Source organism: Scytonema sp. NUACC21, from assembly GCF_054684315.1.
This window is the reverse complement of record NZ_BAAFZH010000070.1, coordinates 53051-77687: the sequence shown is the minus strand read 5'-3', so window position 1 is coordinate 77687 and position 24637 is coordinate 53051. Positions and strand designations below refer to the sequence as shown.

Here is a 24637-nt window from a genome sequence, read left to right as displayed (position 1 = left end):
GTTAGCAGATTAAGTCTGCCAAAGAGCCACTTGCTGTCTAAGCTCCATCATATCTAAATAATCGTTTACAAATGCTTTACGTAAAAGAGGGTAAGGAATAAACTCATCATATTTTTGTATTTCCGGTGCTTCAGAAGTGCTGACTAAAGCTTCATTAAGAATTCTTTGCTCGCATAAAGAAATAATTTCTGATGGTAAGGTCTTAATTTTTTCTGGTGCCAATTTAATTATTAAAAAATAAGGATTATTACCAGTTATGCCATGAATTTCTAAAGATTCACGACAAAAACAGTTGAGCAATCTTTCTAAGGTACGATAGGCAACTGTACCCAACCAAGGAAAGATGCAGCATTTATCCTTTTCTAATTGAACAAATTGTTTTTTATCTAATTCAAATTTTTTTGCCAAAAAGCGCATCGCTTGCAACCTGTTCAATGCGGTAGTTTGTAAATAGCTATATTCTGTATTTTCAAACATAACTTGCCGCATTCGTTGTAAAATCTTTGTATGTATAGTGCCGCTTCCACCACGCCAGTAACTACTAGCCTGACCTTTTCCTGGCTTAACTAAAACAATCCTTTTTTTGAAATCAACTTCCAAAACTTCCCAAGTTCTACCAGCTAAGGCAAAGAAATTGCCCACAAGAGGAGGTGCCACTATAGTACCGATTTCTGTATTGCCCTGCTTCACAAAATATTCTTTATTTTCAGAAAAAACAGCATAAAATTGGAACCTGTTGACAACTTTTTCTCCTGCTAAACCAATTATCAGTTTTCCTTGTTCAGTTAATTGAATGTGGTTGATATCAATCAAGTGATTTAACAAGAGTTTAAAATCTTCTCTAGAAATAGCAGCAAAAGTTGGTAGACCTAAGACCTGCTTTGCAAGACTTGCAGGTAACATTTCTCCTGCTGCTGCTAAAATACTCATAGTCTGTTGATACAACAAATTCAATGGATATTTAGGGGGTTTAATTGGTTCAATCCAACGCTCTTCTAGATAAAGCTGAATAATAGCAATACACTGCAAAAGCTGCCAAGGAATTTGTTCTGGTAAAGAGGTTTCTGATGCTAGTTTCTCTTCACCACACACAACGCGCATATCAGCTGGTTTCCCTCTTCTCCCAGTGCGTCCTAACCTTTGTAAAAAACTGGCGACAGAAAGAGGAGAGTCCAACTGAATCACTCGCTCTAAATAACCTATATCTATACCTAATTCTAAAGTTAACGTCGCAGCAGTCACAGATGGAGTATTAGGTTCGCGCATGGCAGTTTCAGCAGATTGACGTAAACTAGCAGATATACTACCATGATGTACGTGATAGATATCTGGTTCTCCTTCTTCTGCAGCAATTTGACGTAATGATGCAATGACAGATTCGGTTTGAGATTTATTGTTGGCAAAAATAAGGCATTTGCGAGATTTAGTTAAGTTAAAAATATACCTTTCATAAACACCTATATTTCCCTCTCTTTTCCCGTCTCTTGTCTCCGCGACCTCTGCATTTTGGCGGTTAACATAAAAATGCTCAACAGCCAGCTTAATTTGACGCTTTCCTCCTTCAATTTTTGGAGTTATGACCGCCTTGTCACTACCAGAACTCAACCATTGTTCGGCCATTGAATAATCACCCAGAGTTGCTGATAAGCCAATTCTTCGAGGTTCTGTTTTTATAAACTTTCCCAACCGCGCCAACTGACAAAGAATTTGACAACCTCTTTCTGAACCCATAAAAACGTGAATTTCATCAATAATGACAAATTGCAAACCACCAAATAAATGCAAAAGGTCATTATTTTTGTTCAATAACAAGCTTTCTAGGGATTCTGGCGTAATCTGTAGAATACCTTTTGGATTTTTAAGCAGCTTACTTTTATGGCTTTGAGAAACATCACCATGCCAATGCCAAACTGGTATCTCTGCTTCTTTTAACAAGTGATTCAGGCGTTCAAATTGGTCGTTAATTAAAGCTTTAATAGGACTAATGTATAATGCACCAATTGTAGTACTAGGCTTTTCATATAACCGAGTCAGAACTGGCAGAAATGCTGCTTCTGTCTTTCCCGAAGCAGTACCAGCAGCAACTAGCAAGTGAGCATCGGTGTTAAAGATAACTTTCAACGCTTCAATTTGAACTGGTCGTAATTCACTCCAGTTGCGATCGTAAATATATTCTTGAATAAAGGGTGCAAGTTTGGAAAAAATATTACAAGGTGATTTCTGCGACATCATCATCCTCGTCCACATTTATATCTCTATCTTGACCCACAGCAGTAGGTTTAAAATTGCTATCGTGAATGATTTCGTTAAAAGTCAAACTTGAATTTTGGTAGAGAATATTCAATATGCTAATAAAATCTCGCACGATTTCGCCAGGAGTCAGCAATGCTTCCGCACCCAAGCGAGTGACAATTTCTCGGACAAACTCCTTTAAATGTCTATTTGTCAGAGATTTGTCATAATTATAATTCAAAGCATGAACCTCAGCTAATCTTTGCAAAAGCATGAAAATTTCTTCTTCTGTTAGCGGATTAAGCCGCAGCACTGGGCCCAAAAACTCTTGAACTCCTGCTTGGGACACAAAGCGGCTTTCTTTTGTACGTCTTCGCCAAGCTGAATCTGAAAACAGCCCCCGATTTTGATCTTCTAAAAATCTTGTCGTTCCACCAATGACAATGCCAAGATGTTCTGCTTTGCATTGCATGGTATCGTTAAACATTGCCAGTAATCTATTGTAATTTTTTTCGCGAGTGACTGTTGTGGATATCTTGTACAAGTACACAGCTTCATCCAACAGTACAAGCAGCCCCTTGTAGCCAATCTCTGCCACAAACTTGGCTAATAACTTAATGTAGTCATACCATGTTTCATCATCAATAATGACACGAACTCCTAAGGCTGCTTTTGCCTCAATCTTTGTTGTAAATTCTCCCCGCAACCATTTCAGTGCAGCGTTTTTCAAATTATCTTCATCCGAACGATAGCCCCGCCAGTATGCAACAATGACACTACCAAAATCAAACCCGTGAACTAAATCTTCTATATATTGCCAATACTGCAGCAAACCAGAAAACCGTCAAGAAGTTGCTGAACTAATAACGGATCGTTCCTTCACTGGGGCAAAACCCAGAAAGCAGGGTGCTCCAGCAACAAAATTTACAGGTCCGGCGATTTTGGGCAACTACAACTATGGCGGCTTTGATGGTAAGGATCGCACTATGAAAGCAGCCGACACGACAATTTTCTTCGATATTCCCGATAACATCCCCAAAGCGCCAGCAGAGCATTCCACATTCTTGTGGAGATCTAGAAGTATTTGGTTGATGACTCAGGCGGCTCGTTGGGGGCAAATTAAGGAATTTCCCAAAGATGCAGAAAAGCTTGCCGCACAAGGTTGGCGAGCAGATTTATATCGTGAAATTGCTGCTGAGATGGGTATTGAGTCTCCCAAAGAAGATTTCAAAGTGGAAGCCCCAGAAGTTTTCATAGACAATAAAGGATTCGATCCCAGCGATCCAGTGGGCTATCTCAATAGTTTTGAGATGAGAGCAAACGCCCCCACCCGTTTTTATATGTCTTAACTTCTGTAGAGACACTGCGCTCAAAGTTTCTACAAATGCTCTACAACTGCAAACTCTCCTGCAAGCTACCATGACTAAATCAACCTCCTTCTCAACTAATAGCGATTCGCGAATCATTAGCAGTACTCCATTTCTGGAAATTGAAAATCTATTTAAGTCCTATTCAAAACCAGATGGAGGGCAATTTGTCGTTTTGGATGATGTCAATCTCACCATAGGTGAAGATGAGTATATTTCGGTCATCGGTCACTCCGGTTGTGGGAAATCCACGCTTTTAAAGATTGTCGCCGGTTTAGAAAAAGCGACTTCTGGTTCCGTCAGATTGGATGGTAAAGAAATTCGCAAACCCGGTGCAGAACGCATGATGGTGTTTCAACACTATTCCCTGTTACCTTGGTTAACAGTGCGGGAGAATATTCGGCTAGCGGTGGATGAAGTGCTGAAAGATTCCTCCAGAGCAGAAAAAATCAGCATTGTTAATGAACACCTGGCAATGGTAAACTTAACTGCGGCAGCTGACAAATACCCTGATGAAATTTCTGGTGGAATGAAGCAGCGTGTTGGAATTGCGAGAGCTTTGGCAATTCGTCCAAAAATGCTGTTGATGGACGAGCCTTTCGGGGCACTAGACGCCTTAACTCGGGGTAAGTTGCAGCGGCAAGTGTTGGATATTTGGGAAAACCACCGTCAAGCAGTGATGATGGTAACCCACGATGTGGATGAGGCAATTTATATGTCAGACCGTATCGTTTTAATGACCAATGGACCTGCAGCTAGGATTGGGGAAATCTTAGAAGTTCCTTTTCCTCATCCACGCGATCGCACCGCTATGCGAAACTCGCAAGAGTACTATGAACTTCGCAACCACGCCCTGAGTTTCCTAGATAAATACTTTACTCAAGATGAGTAAATACTTCTTAACAGTTGATTGTTGACTGCTGACAAAAAACTTTGCTTCCCGCAAAGCAGTGATTTTTTAAGTGGGTAGCCTAATTCAAATTTCTAAAATTTGGAGCGGAGGAACCAATTTTTGGGGCTTATCTTATAAAAGGATAAAGTATAAAGGATAAATGAGAAACTGCTCTTTCTCACTTCATCCTTCACACTTTATACTTCATCCTTTAAGAGAGACACCTTCCAGTCTTAGCCCGTCAGCTAACTCCGTCGGCAATGGAAGGAACCCCCAAAGCTTTGGCTGTAATAACAGTTATGATTGGGGATTCCTTGGAAAGGATGAAGGATAAAGTATGAAAGATGAAAATACTGATATTACCTAATATTTTTAGACTTTATACTTCACACTTTATCCTTTGAATGGCCCGCTTCTCCTTATATTAAGTAGTTTCGTACTGAGAGAAGAAAACTGTGAATATCAAGCCATTGTTAGTGCGCCTGCAGAACGCAATTGGAAGAGATGATTTAATTGAGCAAATGGTGTTGCTTCCAACATCAAAAATATCTGTTTCTGAAGAAACACACCCAGCAAAATCAGTAAATTTAATCGTCGGCTATAACAGTTCTCCTAATAGTCACACTGCCCTAGACATTGCTTTATTAACTGCCCATCAAACTTGTTTGGTTACCAAATCGCCAGTGACAGTTCAAGTGGTTTATGTGATGGAAGATAGGTCAATAAGTGGTGGTGCAGAAGTTTTGCCAACAGAAGATGTGGAAAACAGCCGAGCAAACGAACAAGTGCCATATCACTTTTTAGAAAATGCTCCACTTGTAGAATTTGATGCGGGTGTTATAACTCAAACAAAATCTCAAGACAACACACTCTACCTACCAAAGGAAGAAAAATCCGTAGATAGATTTGCACAAGCAGAACGTATTTTAAGACAAGCAAGTTCTCTGGCTGCAGAATGGAAAAGTTCGTTTAAAGCACATCTTCGGTTTGGTTGCGTCGCTACAGAACTTAAGAGAGTTGTTGTTTCAGAATCAGCCGATATACTTTTTCTTGGCTGTAACTCAATGCATCATCCTATTATTCAAAGGTTAGGTTCTCAATTCCCTTGTCCAGTATTGGGTATTCCGAGTCTAATTAATGATAAATCCACTTAGAGGCAATAATTTAGCGTAATTATAAAAGAAACCCGGATTTTTATAGAAGTCGGGTTTTTTTTAATTTAAAAGGAATGTAGGGAATATATCTAGGTAGGCGGTCAAAATGAAATATCCCTGTGTTGAGAGTTGTTAGCCACAAGTTATGTCCTCAAGACAAATGACAAATGACAACCCTCACGCTTGTAACTTTATTTATCCCGACTTAGTTAGTATACTCTTGTGTAATCAAGCAAAAATAAATAGAGAAGGTACCTGTGGAAAACTGGCAAGCACTTATTAGTATTATCACATTTATAAGCGTTATTATACTCATAATGACAGAGTGGGTTAACCTGACAGTTGCTGCGTTATTAGGAGCATTGTTACTGGTTTTCACTAATGTCATGACTTTAGAAGATGCTGTTGGTTATATTGGCAACAGTCATGGAACGCTGGGTTTATTTTTTGGAGTCATGGTGCTGGTAAGAGCATTTGAACCAACAAAGATTTTTGAATACTTAGCTACTCAAATGGTTATCCTTGCAAAGGGAAGAGGGAATCGTCTGCTGTTAGGAATTGTAGGGATTACCACCCCTATTTGTGCTTTTTTGCCAAATGCGACGACAGTTATGCTACTAGCACCTTTAATTCCACCGATTGCAGAAGAAGTAGGGGTAAATTTTGTACCTTTGCTTATTCTTATGGTGTTTGTCGCAAATAGTGCAGGGTTGCTAACAATTGTTGGAGATCCGGCTACATTTATCGTAGGTGACGCAATTAATATCAGCTTTACAGATTATCTGTGGCGCTTGAGTATGGGGGGAGCGATCGCAGTTGCTGCTGTTATAGTTACATTACCATTTTTATTTCGGAGGATTTGGAACACAAGGCTAGAAAATCTCGATCAATTACCACACCCTCAAATAAATCATCCAGGAGTTTTAATAATAGGTGGTTTCATAGTTGCTTTTGTGTTAGTTTTTTTCGTTGTAGGAGAATATCTACCTATTCCGGTTTCACCTGCTGCTGTTGCTTTGCTAGGAGCAGCGTTAGCAATGCTTTTGTCTCATAAAAGCAAAATTGAGACAGTCAATAATATACTGCGGGATGTAGATTGGAGTACACTTATATTTTTTATGAGTATTTTTGTTCTAATTGGTGGGCTAGAAAAAACTGGTGTTATCAAAAGTTTATCTGGAGTTTTAGCGGCTATTTTAGGCAAAAATATTATCATTGGTTCTTTATCTCTCATATTTTTTATTGGCCTATTGTCTAGCGTTGTTCCCAATATTCCGCTGGTTGTAGCGATGGTACCATTACTCAAACAGTATGTCGTTAATGTCGGCTTGGCACCAGCAGAAGTTTTAGCACCAGATTTTCAAGGACAATTTCCCCCAGAGGTACTGCCACTTTTTTACGCCATGATGTTTGGAGCAACTTTAGGAGGAAACGGGACTTTAGTAGGAGCATCTTCCAATATCGTTGCAGCAGGGATTTCCGAACAGCATGGACGCCGCATCTCGTTCAACACTTTTTTAAAGTATGGTTTGCCAGTCACGTTACTGCAACTTATCGTTTCTGCAGTGTATGTGTTAATTCGCTTTCTTCTGTAGAAATTATTCTTATGGCATATAAAAGAGCATACGTATGCTCTTTTTTTGCTAATATGCTTTATTTATTAAAAATAATAAAATATAACATTTCTTAAAATATTTTATCCAAGGGGTCAGGCTCATTAGGTGTGGGTACAACCAAGGGTAAAATTGTAGGTGATTGGCATTTTTTATTGAACAAAGAGCACTGCTGATTTAAAAGTGTTACTTTACAGTAGACAATAGAACTACTTCTTTTCCGCTCTAAAATTACCTATTTTGTAGGGTGGGGTATGCTACAGGTTTGCGGTGCGCCATAGCCCCACTTAACTCTTTCGGTAATCTTCTGGTTGGTGGGAAGGGAGTAAGTGTAAGGTAAACAGGAACACCTACCCTGACCATGCTAAAACAGCAAACCACAAACCTAGTTGTTGCAAAAAGGATTTAAACAATGAACCCCTCGGACGCAGAACAAAATCACAGCCTTAGGGCGGAGTCATCTCAAGCAGGGTCAAACCAAAATTTAAACAAGGCTTTATCTGGTGGTGTAGATATTGGAGAAGGTAGCAGTTTAGCTAAGGTTAGAGAGATTCTTTTCGGCAATCAGATGCGGGAACTAGAAAAAAGGTTTATCCGCTTGGAAGAACGTTTGGCAAGAGAATGCGGCGAACTTAGGGAAGAGACTCGAAAACGTTTAGACTCTCTAGAGACATATGTCAAAAATGAGGTTGAATCTTTAACAGAAAGAATAAAAAGCGAGCAAGGAGAACGTGGCGAGGTGTTGAAAGCACTAGCTGAAGACAATAGAAAAATAACAACATCTTTAGAAAAAAGATTGCTTCAGTTTGAAGAACAAACTAATAGTAACCAACGTGAGACCCGCGAGCAAATTCTTAATCAATCCAAAAGTTTACAAGATGATATTAGACAAAAATACGAAGAAATTATAGCTTTATTGCAGCGGGAAACACAAGAAATCCGCATTGAGAAAACTGACCGTAGTACCCTTGCAACTCTTTTATCCGAATTAGCTATCCGTTTGAATTCCCAGTATTGAAAAATTTTAGTAGTTAGCTGTTATTTTAAGTACCTAATAACTCATTTATAAATAGTGTTATTGACTGATGAATAAATCTTCAAATAGCGATCGCTCAACAACTAGTGATGAACTTCATGAACTGCGTAGTTTGCTTTTGGGTTTGGAACCAACTAAACTAGAGAAAATATACGAGCGATTAGACAACCCAAAGATAACAGCAGAAGATATTAGCCGGTTGCTTCCAGAAGCAGCACATTTACGAGCAGAAGATCCGCAATTAAGTGATGCAATCGTTCCTACCGTCGAGCAAGCTATTCAAGTTTCTATTCAAAAAGACCAAGATGTTCTGGCAACTGCAATTTTTCCAATCCTAGGACCAGCCACCCGCAAAGCTGCAGTAGCAGCCCTCCAAGAAATGATCCAATCCTTGGATAGAACATTGGAATTCAGCTTTTCTCCACAAAGTTTGAAGTGGAGATTAGAAGCGCTCATGACTGGGAAAACATTTGCCCAAGTTGTACTGCTTCGCACGCTGGTGTATCAGGTGGAACAGGTTTTCCTGATTCACAAAAACAATGGTCTGTTACTGCAACACATTGTAGCGCCACAAGTCGTTATTCAAGACCCTGATTTGGTGTCAGCCATGTTGACCGCTATCCAAGATTTTGTGAGAGATTCTTTCAATATACAAAAAGAAGATGCACTTCATAGCTTGTATTTTGGTGAACTAACAATTTGGGTTGAAGAGGGACCGCAAGCAGTTCTAGCAGGTATTATTCGTGGAAATGCTCCTCAAGAACTTAGACTCGTTTTTCAAGATGCAATAGAAAAAATTCACCAGAAATTGAATAGAGAACTGATTGCGTTTGAAGGGGATACAGAACCATTTGCTGACAGCAAACCTTTTCTAGAAGCTTGTTTGGCATTTCAATACAAATATCTAGAAAAAAAGAATTCTCCCTATGCATTGACTCTTTTAGGTGCAATGGTTTTTGGTGTTGGAATTTGGGGCTTTTTTGCTATTAGAAACCATATGCGTTGGAATAGTTTTATAGAACAACTAGACGCCCAACCTGGTATTGTTGTCATCAAAGCCGAAACACGCTTTGGAAAATATTTTCTTTCCGGTATGCGAGACTCTCTAGCTGTAGATCCCAACACCCTTATAAAACAAGCTCATCTCAATCCTAAAATAATTATTAGTCGATGGGAAAGGTACTTGTCGTTTGAACCTCAAATAACTGCTAAAAGATCTGTGGAATTTCTCAAACCACCCAAAACCGTATCCTTAGCAGTAGATGAAAAAGGTATTCTTCACGCCAGTGGTTCTGCACCCCACCAGTGGATTTTAGAGACACGAAAACAATGGCATTCAATTCCTGGAGTCACTCAATTTCAATATCAAAATCTTGTTGACATTGAACTTAGCCAATTAAACGATTCTAAAAAGAAAATTGAGCAAACAATATTGTTATTTTTTCAAGGAAAAACAGAGTTTTTATCCGGTGAGGAAAAGAAGTTTCAAAACTTAGTCATGGAGATGGAAAATTTGTTAAAGACTGCTAAACATATTGGAAAAGATATTCGCATTCAAATAATAGGGTATACCGATGGAACTGGAACAGAAGATAGAAACATGATACTCAGTCAAGCCCGTGCCGATAAAATTCTATTTTCCCTATCTACTCAAGGCATCAACAGCAGTCATTTGAGTGCCGTGGGCGCTGGTAATAGACAAACTTTAAGAACAGGTTTTGTAGAAGAGGATAAAAGCTATAACCGCAGGGTATCATTTAAGGTGTTCTTATCAGAAATGACAAAATAAGGAATACCATCTATGCTCCAGAAAAAAATTTGTATGGTTGGTGCATTTGCCACGGGAAAAACCAGTTTAGTATCTCGCTTTGTTTACAGCATTTTTTCTGAAAAGTATCAAACGACAGTAGGAGTAAAAATAGATAAAAAAACAGTTAAGATTGGAGAAACAGAATTAAATTTTATTCTTTGGGATCTTTATGGAGAAGATGAATTTCAAAAAGTAAGGATGTCCTATCTGCGTGGTTCATCTGGTTATTTATTAGTTGCTGATGGCACCAGACATCATACTTTAGAAAAAGCTTTCAACTTAAAACAAAGAGTAGAAGAAACTGTTGGAAAAGTACCTTATATTCTTGTCATTAATAAATTTGATTTATTAGATGAATGGGAAATAGAGAATTCCGAAATCGAAGCTCTTGTCAAACAAGGATGGACAGTCAGAAAAACGAGTGCTAAAAATGGTTCAAACGTAGAAGAAGTTTTTCAAACTCTTGCTTCTAAAATGTTGGAGAAATAAATGCTGAATGTCCCCTTGCCAATTAGCGAATACATTATTTCTTTCTTAATAGAAAAACGTTCTTTAGCGTATCTTTTAATCAGTAAAGATGGCTATATTTCGGCTTGGGGAGGTCAATGGTCTGCCTTTGGATTTACCAATTTACAAAAAGGGGAGAAAGTAGGAAAGCAGTTTTTCTTTCTAGAAGGTCTTTTACCACTAGAAGATTCTCCCTTATTTTTTCCCTTTATGAAAACTGCATCCGGAATGTGTGCGGATGTTCATCTATTTCCTTCTAAAGAAGGAGATTGGGTAGTACTGTTAGATGCTACTTGGGATGAAATATACGTAGCTGTTATTCAACAACAAGCTAATAGTTCAAGTCTAGAACGTCAATCCAGCACTCAAAAATCAGACTAAAAAATCCAGTTTATTTACTTATGGATATTAATGTGTTGTTAAGCCAACTTAAATAAACTGGATTTCTCAGATTATTAAATTCTACTTTATTTCAGGAATAGTTAGCAAAACTAAACGGATAATAAATACCTAAAATGAGTGAGTCTATTACAGAAAAAATTTTTGCGATATTGAAAACTTTAATATTAGAGCGTTTGGATGTCGATTCCTTTCAAATAATTGAATCTTCTCCAGATTGGTTTGGGGGATTTTGCCATCAAAAACTGATATCAACAAAAGAGATTGTAAAACTTCAAGAAATATTTCCCTTTTTAGAACCGTTTTTAGTTGATGCTGAAGAGCTATGGCAAATCAATGAAGACAAAATCATAAAGTCAGGTTTATGGTACCAGACAGACTCTTTTGGTAAAGAATATCACTTAGAAGCTTCAGCTATGTGTGTAGATAGCCGTAAATTAATTTTAATAGAATTAAAAGAAGATTTTTTTTTAGAAAAACAGTCTATTATCCAGAAAGCCAGAGAAAATCAGTTACACTATCAATCTTTTGTAAAAGAAGCTCAAAAGAAAGAAGTTTTAATACACTGTGTTATTCATGATATAGCAGGACAATTAAGTGGTATAAATTGCTGTTTGGCTCTTTTAGAATTTGAAAACTTAACACCAAAAGGAAAAGAGCGTTTGCAAATTGGTAAAAAACAATCTGAGAAACAGGAAATTCTGATCCGACAAATATTAGATGCATTTTCTGCGGAAATAAAGTCTTTGGAATCTTTCAAATCGGATGCTGCCCATGCACCAGACGCTCTCCGGACTGCACAGGAACTTATCCCACTTTTTAGCCCTGCTTTTGCCCTCAATGAAATGCAACTACAGCTTGCTGTCAGTGTCGATCCAGCTATAAACTGGAAAGTTATTGGTGATAAATCGCGACTGGAAAGGGTGCTAACCAATTTAATCGAAAATGCTTTTCGACATAGCCCACCAGGCTCTACTGTAACAGTTGGTTTACAACAAGATGGGGAGTTTATTCGATTTACTGTTGATGACGAAGGTTTGGGTGTACCATCAGAAAATGTAGACAGTTTGTTTCAGAAATTTTCCCAAGGAAAAACTAAAGCGGGCAGAATTGGACTCGGGCTTTATTTTTGTCGAATTACAGTTGAACGCTGGGGAGGATCGATTGGTTATTCACCCCGCCCCAAAGGTGGTTCTCGCTTTTGGTTCCGCTTACCAAAACCAAAGGTTGAAGTTTAGGAGTTAGGAGTTAGTAGTTAGTAGTTAGTAGGTAGTAGTTATTAATTGGTAGTTTGGTTACTCTATTAACCACTAACTCCTAACCACTTACCAGTAATTAGTAACCAATGAAATGCAGCACATCACGCAGGACGCTGTAACCAGCTAAGTCCCAAAGTAAGTAAGCTAGGAAACCAATCAACCTGAACTAAGCCGCATTGTTAAAGTTACGCTAGAACGACTAAAGGGTTGGACGGTTCTAACATCTGAGTCTGTACAAGCGGGACTAGAGCAAGCAAAAGGGCAGCATCCTGACGTGATTTTGCTGGATCTCAATCTGGATGGGGAAGGGCTGGCTCTGCTGCAAACTTTAAAGACCAACCCAATCACGCAGTCGATCCCAGTGATTTTGTTCACTGCAACCGACCTATCAGACGATCGGCTAGAATTGTGCCCTTTCAACCTTGCTGGAGTCATCTTCAAGCCGTTCAATGTTTTGCATCTTGCCGATGAAATCATTAAGCAGTTAGAGTGGTAATTGGGGTCACCGTGCCAATCCGGGTTTTTTGTACGCTAAGAAACGCTAAGAAGTTTTTCAGCGTCTGGAACGACGATAAATCAAAGTTTTTGACAATTTTCTTTACAAACTGTCCCAATTTGCAGGTATCTTGGCGGATACCCAAGCACAAGTTTTGAAAAAATTTAGGTTTTTTTCAGTTTTATCTAATTCAGTTTTATCTAATATCGTAAATCTACTGATAGTGCTATAATCAGTTTAAATGTTGTTCTAAAAAGTTGTACGAGTAATATTGATAAAACTAGCAGCTATGTAAACTAGTATTTTTAAATTACTAGCTTAAATTGCATAGGGCAAGTTTATAAGCAAGAGCAATTGATACTATCCTAGATTTGCAGTGTCAACTTAAAATGGCATTGAAAAATTAGTTTAGTTAACCAAACTCTCTCTGCAATTTTATAGCAAAAAATTTTGCTTCGGCTATTAATAAACTGTCATAGCAAGATTCTTTAGCTTTGCGTGGCGACAAAATGTGTGTTGGCTATTTTTACGCTTAATTGCATAGCTTAGGTTGTCTGCTTTTGCTGCTTGTAGTCTTTACCTTGCTAAAGAATTCCATTTACTTTGAAGGAAATACTATGGCATTTCGCAACTTAAACGCAGAAAATTTGGTGTTTCGCCTCTCTAATGATGTTCAGGAGATTTCTACAACAGACCCTTTTGAAGCACCTGGATTTGTCAACGATTTGGATGAAAACCTAATCAAACTTTGGAATAGCACCATTAAGCAGCATTACGAGGAATTAGCTTCCCCTAATCGAGTGGGAAAGATTCGATTTTTTGCCTTAGATCCTCAAACAGTCAACAATGGGGTTGAGACAGATGTAGTAAAATGGGCTGCTGATCTGGCAGAACCAAAATTATGTGTAGATCGACAAACAGCTAAAAGCCTCTCAGATTGGGCAACAGCAAAAGGACACCCCATCCATGAAGCTTTTGGTTCAAAAGGGCGCGATCGGGTTCAAAATGAATATTGTGAATATGTTGTGCTCTATCAAGAATTTAAAGAGGGCACCGCTCCAAACCTTAAAACTCGATATCGTCCTAAACGGGTTTTGCTAACCACGGAATTGAGAGAATACTGGTTATTACTTGCAGAGCAAGCACCTCAAAAACTCCAAGAAGTTGCCTCATCGATTCTGGGTCGAGTGGTTCAATGGAGTGAACTGTATGGTCCAATTGTGACCGACCCCACTACACTCTCTCCACAACAACGGCGTTTCCAGTTTGCCTTATGGGTTGCTGGTGGATCTGGTGGAATATTGAAAGGCGACTTCAAAGACAACTTCCTCAAAGAAGGTGTGCCAGTGCAACCGTTAGGCTCCCTTAACCGACGCCATGCGCTGTTTATGACACATGAAATTAATGGCTTAGATGATTTGCTATACATTGTTATGTTTGGGGCACGTCCCTATGCAAAGCGTGAGGGTAGTCAGTGGGTCAAAGCCTCAAAAGACGAAATTTTTACAAAGTATGGAGTTAAGCAACTTGCTTGTCGTCAAGCAGATCCGGCAGCGGCAACCGGAGCCCACGATCAGGCGTTTCAGGGAAAAACTGTTGCTTTTGCTAATCCACTCGGTATGTATATTCGGTCATTTAATGACAAAAACTTTCAGTTTCAAGGCAAGACTGTACCTGATGAATGGATACGGTTCAGCCGGGGCAAGGGTAAAGGATATTATCAGCGATTAGAATTTGGTCCACCAGACACCGAGCCTCACTTTCTAGATGACATCACTGTTGGAGATAATCAAGAGCCTGTGATTGGGGGTTTTCAAGTAGTAGAGCAGATCGAAGTTGGTCCACAGCTGGTTGTAGGAGATGGTGATTCAGTCAAGGACGAGGAATATCAAAAATTTGAAGTCGTTTCAGTACCTAGCATTACTTGTGCCCAAGCAAACATTTGCAAACAAATGGCAAGACTCCGCGAGGAATATCAAGAAGCTAAAAAGAGATATGAGTTCTTTGAAGGGACTAATTCCGAAGGTGAACCACGACTGGGGTTAAACTTTGTCAGTTTTCAAGATGATCCAGTGCGCGTGACATTTATGTTAAAACAACCTGGATGGCTGGGCGGCACAAATTTTGGAGGAAATCCAACCTTGTTGCCTCCTAATTTTGAGAAGTTTCTCGAAGTTGAAGCGGCAGGAGTATTCTTAGTTCCACCGCGAGATGATGAACTTCGCTTTCCAGGTGCAATGCTCTTCGATGTCCCAGCAAGTGTTTGACCTCAGGTGTTATCTCGCATAGCAGCTAACCTCTGATAATCACTTACCTTCTAGGTAATAAAATGGCAGTAAAAAGTTTTTACAACTGTGAATCCCCCCGACCTGAAATGGCAGGTTTTCACAATATGGTTCTTTTTGGAAAACCCGACGATCGTCTGTATGCCTACCACTTACCTTTGTTTGCTGGTAGCGTTAATGGTCAAGAAGGTCACGTCCTAATGCATGTCTATCAAGGTATATGGGTTGTCAATTTAGATGAAAGCACTAAAATGAAATACTTCGAGAAGTTTGAAAGAGAAACAACAGATCAAACTCCTTTTCCATTTTTTTCTTTCAATCCCCGTGGATCAAAGTTTAAAGTCCCTGAGATGTTTTGTAATCCAAATTTTACAATGCCTGTTTTGGCAGTATTCGGACATGTAGAGGAAAATCCAAACTTTCCTCCACCTAAACCATTACTTGAAGGAAATCAATTATCTCAAATCACAGTTAAAGGAGACCCCGTCTTTGCACGAAGATTTGATGGCACCACTAAAGAAAATCTAATTTATATTTTGTTTGGTACTGCTCAGCAGCTTTATTTGGTTCACTACCTAACTGACAACGAAAATAGTTTTGATCAGATTGTGTCTGTTTCTACAGACGATTTTCAGTTAAACGAAATAGTTAAACAAAACCACACAATTTTGATTTCTGTTGAAGTAGCCAAAAATAAAAATTTAGTTTCAGTTCCGGGACACGAAACACTAAAGAGCCTCAACAATAAATTAGCTTTACCAACTTCTCCTCTCGGACAACAGATAATCTTAAGCACGGGGGAGCAATCTTTTTCAGTCAAAATCACTGGTTCTGTTTACTACAATCAAAATAACGATTTAGCGGTTAGTAACTAGAGATATGGCAGGGTTGGGACTTCCAGAAAATAAATTCTGCCATTGACAATAATGATAATAATTAACAAAAAAGGGGGTAAATCCGGATTTCTCACAAAGATTTCAGTGACGAGCCGCTAACTCAATGCTGGCTGACTTGAGGGCGATCGCAACCGCAAAACACTCTGTTATTTTTCAAAACCATTAAACCCCGTCTAGACCTATGCCATATAAGCTTTTGGCAGTTGCGATCGCGTCGCGTTGTGAGAAATCTGGGTAAAGGGGCTGCCGACGGCAAGCCCTCTTCTCCCTCCTGAAAAGATTATCATTCTTGAAAAATTCCTGTCTCTTGTTTTTTTTGGAATAATTTATTCTTTGGAAGTCCCTTGAAACGAGATATTCAGGGGAAGTTTGCGCTCAAAAATGATGATTATCGTGAAGTACGTTCTTTGCGACTGACTAATGATACCTGGAAGAGGTTAGGGATAGCCTCTAAATGTTTGGGTTTGACCAGGGCTGACTATTTAGAACACATTGTTAGGCATAACGCCAACCCTTGTATTACACGGCAATACCCAGAATTATTAGCTCCCTATCTTGGGGAAAACGAACCTCAACCGAGTATTACACGGCAGAAGGAGTTTCCTTTAACATCTAATACGGAGCGCGAAAGACAATCTATTGGGTTGCCAACTATAAGAGAACTTGAAATTTTACGCGATCGCATTCTGTCCCAACTGAAGTTAGGTAAGCAAGCTACTGGGTATAAAACTGCTCAGAAGGCTCTCAATCGTTTCATCACTGAACTAACCCGTTCAGTTTAGCTGGTTTGGGAATTCGCCAACGGTATCCGTATCTCGGCGTCTACCCTAACCGAGCAGTATTGCAATGGTTCCAGATTCGTTTTAATTAAATCGGTGAGGACAATTGCCGCTATTGCTAGAGTTGATGCCCATCCAATCAGGTATCCAATTGCAATGTATTTACCCAGCCCCGGATAATTTTTCAGCAGTCTAGTTGCGTAGTTGGGCGTTCCTCCTGACATATCAGACCAGTAACTGCCCAAATGCTTCACTTGCAAGTTCAGCAAAATTCCGACAATAACAGCAGGCAAGCAAACAAAGATAGCATTTGCACCAAGAGATGCACACATAACTGGTGCTACAGTCATCCATACAGTATGGGCTGTGACACCAAAGCCCCAAGTTTCAAAAACACTCAGACTGCGAGGAAGTGAGAAAGAAAATTTATTGTTCTTCGCACCCAAAATTGGCTGAGTACGCATGATTTTATATATTAATTAAGCTTAAGTAATTTAATTTATTGATAAACGGTTTTTCTTGAGAAGTATACCGTAATAATGCTGAATATTTTGAGTTTTCCTTAAATATATTTTTTCAGGAATTTTTATCCATAAAATTGCTTAATTTAAGATCTTCAAATTAGACATAAGGCTCAAATAACATTTGAACATCAATGAACCCCTCTTTTTTGGAAATTATTATGGTTTTTGTCAGCGTTCGATATCTTTAAGTGTGCGTATATTTCCTTATACTTTACACAATCTTTATAACTGACATCTTGCACCTTCTCAATAAGTGGGTGGTGGGCAGTGCCCACCCTACGAAATAATAAGCTAAAAAGCTTATTATTTTCTCAATAAGATGGTGGTGCAAGATATAAGATAATAAATGATTTTATCCTCAGTAATTACAACTAAAAAAGAATATATTTATAATTTTATAAGGAATATAATTGACACAAAATATTTTTCTTGGTAGTTTTTAAGTATATCAATCAATAATTTACAAAAAATAATTATTGATATGTATTGTTTGATTTAACAATAAAAAAGTATTGAAAAGCAACTCTGGTTATTATATTTATAAAATCAGTTGCCGTTGTTCATACTGAAAATTGTTGCCAATCAAACTTTTCAATCAACAGATGATTAATGTGTAGCAGTTCTCATTTACCTAAGTTACACGCAATTCTAGGAGCGCAGCGGCATTGTGTCTTCACAATTGTGTACCTTATTTAGACTGTCTGCTACTAATTGCTTCAAATCAAAAATCTCCACCAAATGGCTCAAAAAATGCAAAATTATCAAATATTTAAGCATCTATCAAAGAAGCTAAAGAATCTGATGCTTGACGAATACATAGCAGTGAATGACAAGAAAAATCCTGTAGTTCAGAATATAAGTAATGCAAGTTTTAAACAGCTAACTCACATCATTCAGCAATATTCTATCTTTACAAAAGAATTAGTGTTTTTTACAGAGTCTGCGAGAAAAAAAGCCTTTGAAGCAGGATGGTTAGAGGTTGCTTATGAGCTACAAGAGAATATTGCTGAAGAATTAGGTAGTGGCACACAAGGGATTTCTCACTATGTTCTTTTGGCAGAAGGTCTTGAAGAAGGTCTTAATCAACCAATGAAAAATATAAATCCCTCATCTACAACATTAAAACTTTTGAGAAATCTAAAAATTGTATTCGATCGAGAAGCTTGCTATGTTCTTGGTGCAACTTATGCTATTGAGGCTACTGCTGTTGCAGAATTGAATATGATTAGAGAAATAATCAAGAAGATGGTTCAAGGTTCTCTTCCTAATAGTCTTCAGTATTTCTTCAATATGCATTTAAATGAATGGGAACCGGAGCACGAGGAAGATTTGAAAAAAACTGTTGCTATTTATTTAGAACTCCAAGATTTTGAACAATTTGAGGCAGGGTTTCGAGCATTTATGGAAGCAATAGATGCGTGGTGGAAGGATTTAACAATAGAGGTAGCTTTCACGCAGGACTTGCGTAAAAACGAGCTTTGCTTAGAAAAAGTACATTAAATACAAGGTCGAAAAATGAACATACTCTCTCAAAAATCATCAGTTAACGGGAATCTTAGTACTAAACCGATAAGCCAAGGCTTGCCTGGTCACTACTATTTCAGCCCTGACATTTTTGCTTTAGAGATGCAATCGCTATGGAGTAGCGCTTGGCAATTTATAGGCCGGGAGTCAGACTTGTCAAATCCAGGAGATTATCTCACTTGTATTGTTGGAGAACAGCCATTGTTTGTCATTCGGACTAACAATGGTGAATTGCGAGCAATGCACAATGTTTGCCCTCATCGCGCAGCTCGTCTTTTAGATGGTAAGGGAAACTGTAATCGGGTACGTTGTCCGTATCATGCCTGGAGTTTTGATTTAGAGGGTAAACTCCAAGGGCTTCCTCAGGCTAAATTTTTTCCTAACTTAGACAAATCAACAGTTCGTTTAGCAGAAGCGCGAGTTGAGACTTGGGGTGGCTTTATCTTTGTGAATCCAGAATCCGAAGGGGAATCATTGAAGAGTTACTTGGCTGATTTTCCAAACTATTTAGAGCAGTATGAGTACTCTTGGCAAGAATTACAAGAAGTAGATCGTTGGAGTTATGATGAGCCAGTTAATTGGAAGTTTTCTGTTGAAAATTACCTTGAGTGCTACCATTTACCAGTAGTTCATGCTCAAAGTCTCGAATGCTTTTATCCCAAAGACATTCAATACACACCAACAGGACGTCACTATCAAATTTCTGTTCCATACATTGATGAAGAATCGGTTAAAGAGCATCCAGCTTTTTCGGGAGAACCAAAAGCTAGGTCTTACCAAGGTTTAATTTTTCCAAACACAATGGTGAATACTGCAAAAGATAAAGTTTCTGTTTTCCATCTTGTTCCCCTGACTCCTGAGAGTACTCGGTTTGAAGTTTTTATTTATCAGACACCAGCACAGATGGAAGCATTCCCTTATAAACCAAATGATTTCCGACCTGAATTTGATCGAGTACTTAACGAAGATTTCTCTGCAGTGCGTTTACTACAAGCTAGTGTCCGTTCTAAAGTTTATAAAGTTCAATTAGCTGAAGAACTTGAATTTGGAATCAGTCACTTTCACAAAGTTTTGTCAGAGTATTTAAGGCAGTAATTATTTCATTAACTTTGATAAAACAAAGAACCTATAATCCCAGTATTACTGTACTGATGTTCTAGATTCTCAACTTCTTAAAGAAGTTGGGAATTTAGCAGATCGTCAAAATTAATGTGGCAGACCACTAGGATGTTTTAACTACCTTAAGCGATCGAGGCAAAAACATTACATTTTTTAGAAATAATTTTCATGAATGAAAGTTGAAATACGTCTGTTAGCTTTTCGTTAGATTTTAGTAAATGTCGTTTAGTTTTCAGTCTTGTTGTATAATACCGCTGTTAGTTGCATTCACTTTGGCAAATTATGGCATTGAAAAACCAGGAGTTATAAATTGGTTATGTATAACTTTCGTGCAAGCACAATTACCTTTAAGAAGCAGTTATTTTGTCATTGATAACTGGTTACTGTTGAATGGGAATTTCAATCACAAACTCTGTGCCTTGTCCTGGTTGAGATAAGCACTCCAATTTACCGCCATGCTTCTCTACAATGATTTGATAGCAAATTGATAACCCCAAACCAGTTCCCTTTCCGACAGGTTTTGTCGTGAAGAAAGGATCGAACAATCGGGTTTTCACCTCAGGTGGCATTCCCGGACCATTGTCTTTAATGCGAATCGTGACATGGGAATTCTGTTCGAGATGTGTCCCGATAGTAACGCGACTGGGGTGTTTTTCATTCTTCAGTTGTAACCATTCAGCTTCCTGCTGGCGCAAAGCATCAATGGCATTTGTCAAGATATTCATAAACACTTGATTTAACTGTCCGGCATAGCATTCGATGGATGGTAACTTTCTATATTCTTTGATAACTTCAATTTCTGTATGTGCTGATGTTTCTTTCAAGGCGTTTTTTAAAATCAGTAAAGTACTCTCAATTCCTTCATGAATATCGACAGGTTTCATCTCCGCTTCGTCTGAGTGCTAGTGAAGTAAGAAAGCTATTAATTGAGAAAGTTGGTTATAGTAATGAAGAATTACCAACTTCAGAAACAATTCGTATAAAATTGAATGATTTGGGGTATAAGCTCAAACGAGTTGCGAAAGTCCAGCCTCAAAAAAAATTCCCGAAACGGACGCAATCTTTGAGCAGTTAGCTATAGTTAATCAAGAAGCTTCAGACGCTCCAAGCATTTTACGCTTAAGTCTAGATGCAAAAGCCCGTGTGAACATTGGCTCATTTGACCGTGGTGGTAGAAATCGAGTGCCGACGGAAACTGATGACCACGATTTTCACCCAAAAACCACCGTAACTCCATACGGTGTCTTTCTTCCGGAGCTTGACGAACTATTTTTGTATTTTACAGAATCAAAAGTAACAAGTGATTTTATCGTAGATGTTTTATCAGATTTTTGGTTGTTAGAAAGCTGGCGCTTCCCCAAAATAAAAACTTTAGTTATTAATCAAGATAATGGAGGAGAGAATAATTCTCGTAGGACTCAATTTATGAAGCGTATAGTTGAGTTTTCTCAAGAGCATAAACTAAATATACGTTTGGCTTACTATCCTCCATATCATAGTAAATATAATCCAATTGAACGCACTTGGGCAGTTTTAGAAAACTATTGGAATGGAAGTATCTTAGATGAAGTAGAGACGGCTTTAAATTTTGCTCAAAACATGACATGGAAAGGTCAACATCCAGTTGTTAAGTTAGTAACTCAAACTTATAAAAATGGAATTAAGCTGACAAAACAAGCTATGTTGACAATAGAAAAACAAATTAAACGTCTTACCAATTCTACAGACGAAGATTTCCCAAATTTAGGAAAATGGTTTATCGATATCTATTGTGAAACAACGTAGTTCTTGATTTTTTTACGACTTTTATAAAGCTGTAAATCAAATAAACTCGCAACTACCCCAAAGACACATGAAAAGGAAAGGGGTGTAAATTCTTCATGCATATTTGAAGTGGGGGAAACCCTCTCCCCATCTCCCCCTCTCCCCATCTCCCCATCTGCCTTAATGATAAGTCTTTACCCGGACATGATATTAAGGATGTTCGGTCTTGGGCGTCGAGGATAGGTAATCGCTACACATGGAATTTACCTGATTCGAGCGGGAAAGTTTTGAATCTATCTGCTTGAGAAATTCCCCAGCCTCATAACAATTGGATGTAGATCCGGTTCTACACCCACTCCAAAAAGATATTTTTCAATCTCTACACCCTAAATCGGCTGGGATTGTAATATATGCAGTCGCTCGCCTCTTCTGTAAACTGGGTATCCAAAGTCGAGGGAATCGCTAAATCATTGTTTCACCATCTGCACCAAACGCCGTATAATTGAGCCATGAGCAATCACCCTTTCTCGGTAATTCCCTCTTGCGCTTGGAGCCGTCCCATCGGGTTGGGTTGGGACAAACCGTATACCGTGCGCTACGCCAGTAATATCGATGATGGACCTTGGCATGGAATGCCTCTTGGCGGCTTTGGTGCGGGTTGTATCGGTCGCTCGCCACGGGGAGATTTTAATCTGTGGCACGTTGATGGTGGCGAACACGTATTCAAAAACATACCAGCCTGTCAATTTAGCTTGTTTGAATCAGATGGAGCGTCTTCACGGGCGTATGCTTTGTGTACGGAAGCACCAGAAGATGGTAGTCTATCGGCTTGGCAGTGGTATCCAGCAAGTAGGGAAGGACACGGAAACACGGGAACCTATTACGCTCTATATCCCCGGAGTTGGTTTGTCTATGAAGGGGTATTTCAAGCACAAATAACTTGTGAGCAATTCTCTCCTATTTGGTCGGGCAATTACAAAGAATCAAGCTACCCTGTGGCAGTGTTTGTGTGGACTGCAAGTAATCCCACAAATGCACCGATCGCACTCAGCATAATGTTAACTTGGCAAAACATGGTGGGCTGGTTTACTAATGCCCTGAAATCTCCTGAGGTAAAATTGCGAGATGATGGTAGCCCAGTCTACGAGTACCAACCGTGTCTGAATCAGAGCCAAGGGAACTTTAACAAACTCGTCGAATCTGCCGGTGTCATTGGTTGTTTGATGAGTCGGGTGGGAAAAAATGAACGAGTGCAAGAGGGTGATGGACAGTGGTGTATTGCAACTCAGAAACATCCCAAGGTAGAAGCACATTATCAAACTCGATGGAACCCAGCAGGCACAGGTGAGGAAATATGGCAAAGATTTTCCCAAGATGGTTCTTTGCCAAATAACACAGATGAAACCCCAGTGACTGAGGGCAAGCAGCTTGGTGCGGCACTTGCCCTTCGATTTACTCTTCAACCGGGGGAAACTTTCAACCTTCCTGTTGTTCTAGCTTGGGATTTTCCCGTGACAGAATTTGCAGCTGGGGTTACCTATGACCGGAGGTATACTGATTTTTTTGGTTGCAACGGTCAGAATGCTTGGGCGATCGCATCGACAGCTTTGGTAGAATATCAAACTTGGCAGGCGCAAATTCAGTCTTGGCAAATTCCGATTGTCGATCGCCAAGACTTGCCCGATTGGTTCAAAATGGCTCTATTCAATGAGCTTTACGACCTGACAAGTGGTGGAACTCTCTGGAGTGCAGCATCAAAACGCGATCCTATCGGCCAATTTGCCGTACTTGAATGCTTGGATTATCGGTGGTATGAAAGCTTAGACGTAAGGCTTTACGGTTCTTTTGCTTTATTAATACTGTTTCCAGAACTTGAGAAGGCAGTGATTAGGGCTTTTGCACGGGCAATTCCAAAGAGCGATGAAACTCCTCGTGTTATTGGATACTATTATACAATAGGTGCGGAAAGTCCAATCGCAGTCCGCAAAGTTAAAGGTGCAACACCCCACGATTTGGGAGCACCAAATGAACACGTCTGGGAAAAAACAAATTACACAAGTTACCAAGATTGCAATTTGTGGAAGGATTTAGGCTGTGATTTTGTTTTGCAGGTGTACCGAGACTTTCTCCTAACAGGTGCTTCTGATGTGGAATTTTTAGCAGATTGTTGGAGTGCTGTTGTCCAAACTTTGGATTATCTCAAGACCTTTGACATAGATGGAGATGGTATTCCGGAAAATTCCGGTGCGCCAGACCAAACTTTTGATGACTGGCGGTTGCAAGGCGTCAGTGCTTACTGTGGTGGGTTGTGGTTGGCTGCGCTAGAAGCAGCGATCGCCATTTGTGAGGTTTTAACAGACTACAAACACAATAACCCAAAGAACAATCCTGACAATGTAGCAGTTCAAAAATCGATCTATCAAGCTTGGTTAGAACAATCTCGCCCCGTTTACCAAGAAAAACTTTGGAATGGGCAATACTATCGGCTAGATAGTGAAAGCGGTTCTGATGTAGTCATGGCAGACCAACTTTGCGGACAATTTTACGCTCGCCTGCTTGGCTTGCCAGATATAGTACCAGTTGATTGCGCTTTTTCCGCCTTGAAAACTGTATATGATGCCTGCTTCCTCAAGTTTCATCACGGTCAATTTGGCGCTGCTAACGGTGTTCGCCCTGATGGTTCACCAGAAAATCCTCAAGCGACTCATCCTTTGGAAGTTTGGACGGGAATAAATTTTGGGTTAGCAGCACTTCTTGTACAAATGGGAATGAAAGATGAAGCCTTTGACCTAACACAAGCTGTAGTGAGACAAATTTACGATAACGGGCTACAGTTTCGCACTCCAGAAGCCATCACCGCTGTTGGGACTTTCCGTGCTAGTACTTATTTACGGGCTATGGCTATTTGGGGTATTTATCTAGTCATCGGTCATTAGTCATTTGTCCTGCGCCCTGACTTCTGCCTTCCTATCGCCAAGTTT

General features: G+C 39.3%; 17 protein-coding genes, 5 pseudogenes and 1 riboswitch. Of the genes and pseudogenes, 17 read left to right on the top strand and 5 right to left on the bottom strand.

Features of this window, described 5'->3' with window-relative positions:
• Window positions 1–9 precede the first annotated feature (9 nt).
• A complete protein-coding gene (locus tag ACYRY3_RS13150) occupies window positions 10–2235 on the bottom strand; it encodes a DEAD/DEAH box helicase (RefSeq protein ID WP_460202101.1) in 2226 nt (741 codons plus the stop codon).
• A pseudogene (locus ACYRY3_RS13145) lies at window positions 2207–3049 on the bottom strand (BREX system ATP-binding domain-containing protein); the annotation flags it as partial. The pseudogene ACYRY3_RS13145 and the gene ACYRY3_RS13150, both read right to left, overlap by 29 nt.
• On the opposite strand from ACYRY3_RS13145, the pseudogene ACYRY3_RS13140 reads away from it, so the two are divergent.
• The 9 genes and pseudogenes from ACYRY3_RS13140 to ACYRY3_RS13100 all read left to right on the top strand — a co-directional run.
• A pseudogene (locus tag ACYRY3_RS13140) lies at window positions 3048–3581 on the top strand (twin-arginine translocation pathway signal protein); the annotation flags it as partial. The pseudogenes ACYRY3_RS13145 and ACYRY3_RS13140 sit on opposite strands and share 2 nt — an antisense overlap.
• A gap of 70 nt (window positions 3582–3651) precedes the next feature.
• A complete protein-coding gene (locus ACYRY3_RS13135) occupies window positions 3652–4491 on the top strand; it encodes an ABC transporter ATP-binding protein (protein ID WP_460202100.1) in 840 nt (279 codons plus the stop codon).
• Between the two features lie 66 nt (window positions 4492–4557).
• Window positions 4558–4766, top strand: a riboswitch (cyclic di-AMP (ydaO/yuaA leader).
• A gap of 180 nt (window positions 4767–4946) precedes the next feature.
• The gene (locus ACYRY3_RS13130) at window positions 4947–5645 is read left to right on the top strand and encodes an adenine nucleotide alpha hydrolase family protein (protein WP_460202099.1); all 699 of its coding nucleotides are present in this window, start codon (window positions 4947–4949) and stop codon (window positions 5643–5645) included.
• 257 nt (window positions 5646–5902) lie between these two features.
• A complete protein-coding gene (locus ACYRY3_RS13125; protein ID WP_460202098.1) occupies window positions 5903–7240 on the top strand; it encodes an ArsB/NhaD family transporter in 1338 nt (445 codons plus the stop codon).
• 430 nt (window positions 7241–7670) lie between these two features.
• Window positions 7671–8276, top strand: coding sequence for a hypothetical protein (locus ACYRY3_RS13120; RefSeq protein WP_460202097.1), 606 nt, complete (start codon window positions 7671–7673; stop codon window positions 8274–8276).
• 67 nt (window positions 8277–8343) lie between these two features.
• Complete coding sequence (locus ACYRY3_RS13115; protein ID WP_460202096.1) at window positions 8344–10083, top strand: OmpA family protein; 1740 nt, start codon at window positions 8344–8346, stop codon at window positions 10081–10083.
• A gap of 12 nt (window positions 10084–10095) precedes the next feature.
• Window positions 10096–10593, top strand: coding sequence for a Rab family GTPase (locus ACYRY3_RS13110; RefSeq protein ID WP_460202095.1), 498 nt, complete (start codon window positions 10096–10098; stop codon window positions 10591–10593).
• Entirely contained in the window at window positions 10594–10992 is a 399-nt protein-coding gene (locus tag ACYRY3_RS13105) for a hypothetical protein (RefSeq protein ID WP_460202094.1), read from the top strand. It begins immediately after the preceding gene.
• 134 nt (window positions 10993–11126) lie between these two features.
• Complete coding sequence (locus tag ACYRY3_RS13100; protein WP_460202093.1) at window positions 11127–12248, top strand: sensor histidine kinase; 1122 nt, start codon at window positions 11127–11129, stop codon at window positions 12246–12248.
• Between the two features lie 97 nt (window positions 12249–12345).
• Here the strand turns inward: ACYRY3_RS13100 and ACYRY3_RS13095 are convergent.
• Window positions 12346–12429, bottom strand: a pseudogene (locus ACYRY3_RS13095) (high light inducible protein); the annotation flags it as partial.
• A gap of 15 nt (window positions 12430–12444) precedes the next feature.
• Here ACYRY3_RS13095 and ACYRY3_RS13090 point away from each other — a divergent pair.
• The 4 genes from ACYRY3_RS13090 (at window position 12445) to ACYRY3_RS13075 (ending at window position 16728) form a co-directional block, all read left to right on the top strand.
• A complete protein-coding gene (locus ACYRY3_RS13090) occupies window positions 12445–12765 on the top strand; it encodes a response regulator (protein ID WP_460202112.1) in 321 nt (106 codons plus the stop codon).
• Window positions 12766–13382: 617 nt separating this feature from the next.
• Entirely contained in the window at window positions 13383–15032 is a 1650-nt protein-coding gene (locus ACYRY3_RS13085; protein WP_460202091.1) for a hypothetical protein, read from the top strand.
• Window positions 15033–15094: 62 nt separating this feature from the next.
• Window positions 15095–15925: a hypothetical protein gene (locus ACYRY3_RS13080; protein WP_460202090.1), complete on the top strand. Its 831-nt coding sequence runs from the start codon at window positions 15095–15097 to the stop codon at window positions 15923–15925.
• A 365-nt stretch (window positions 15926–16290) separates the two neighbouring features.
• On the top strand, window positions 16291–16728 hold the full coding sequence (locus ACYRY3_RS13075) for a hypothetical protein (RefSeq protein WP_460202088.1): 438 nt from the start codon (window positions 16291–16293) through the stop codon (window positions 16726–16728).
• Here ACYRY3_RS13075 and ACYRY3_RS13070 read toward each other — a convergent pair.
• Window positions 16725–17189, bottom strand: a complete 465-nt coding sequence (locus ACYRY3_RS13070; RefSeq protein ID WP_460202087.1) for a hypothetical protein — start codon at window positions 17187–17189, stop codon at window positions 16725–16727. The two genes, ACYRY3_RS13075 and ACYRY3_RS13070, sit on opposite strands and share 4 nt — an antisense overlap.
• Before the next feature lie 798 nt (window positions 17190–17987).
• On the opposite strand from ACYRY3_RS13070, the gene ACYRY3_RS13065 reads away from it, so the two are divergent.
• Together ACYRY3_RS13065 and ACYRY3_RS13060 are read left to right on the top strand one after the other, a co-directional pair.
• Entirely contained in the window at window positions 17988–18749 is a 762-nt protein-coding gene (locus ACYRY3_RS13065; protein WP_460202086.1) for a DUF3865 domain-containing protein, read from the top strand.
• 15 nt (window positions 18750–18764) lie between these two features.
• A complete protein-coding gene (locus ACYRY3_RS13060; protein ID WP_460202085.1) occupies window positions 18765–19868 on the top strand; it encodes an aromatic ring-hydroxylating oxygenase subunit alpha in 1104 nt (367 codons plus the stop codon).
• A gap of 404 nt (window positions 19869–20272) precedes the next feature.
• Here the strand turns inward: ACYRY3_RS13060 and ACYRY3_RS13055 are convergent.
• Window positions 20273–20788: pseudogene (locus ACYRY3_RS13055) on the bottom strand (sensor histidine kinase); the annotation flags it as partial.
• Between ACYRY3_RS13055 and ACYRY3_RS13050 the strand changes: the two are divergent.
• Both ACYRY3_RS13050 and ACYRY3_RS13045 read left to right on the top strand, forming a co-directional pair.
• Window positions 20782–21677: pseudogene (locus ACYRY3_RS13050) on the top strand (ISAzo13 family transposase); the annotation flags it as partial. The pseudogenes ACYRY3_RS13055 and ACYRY3_RS13050 overlap by 7 nt on opposite strands.
• A 488-nt stretch (window positions 21678–22165) precedes the next feature.
• Window positions 22166–24592, top strand: a complete 2427-nt coding sequence (locus ACYRY3_RS13045; RefSeq protein ID WP_460202084.1) for a GH116 family glycosyl hydrolase — start codon at window positions 22166–22168, stop codon at window positions 24590–24592.
• Window positions 24593–24637: the final 45 nt, after the last annotated feature.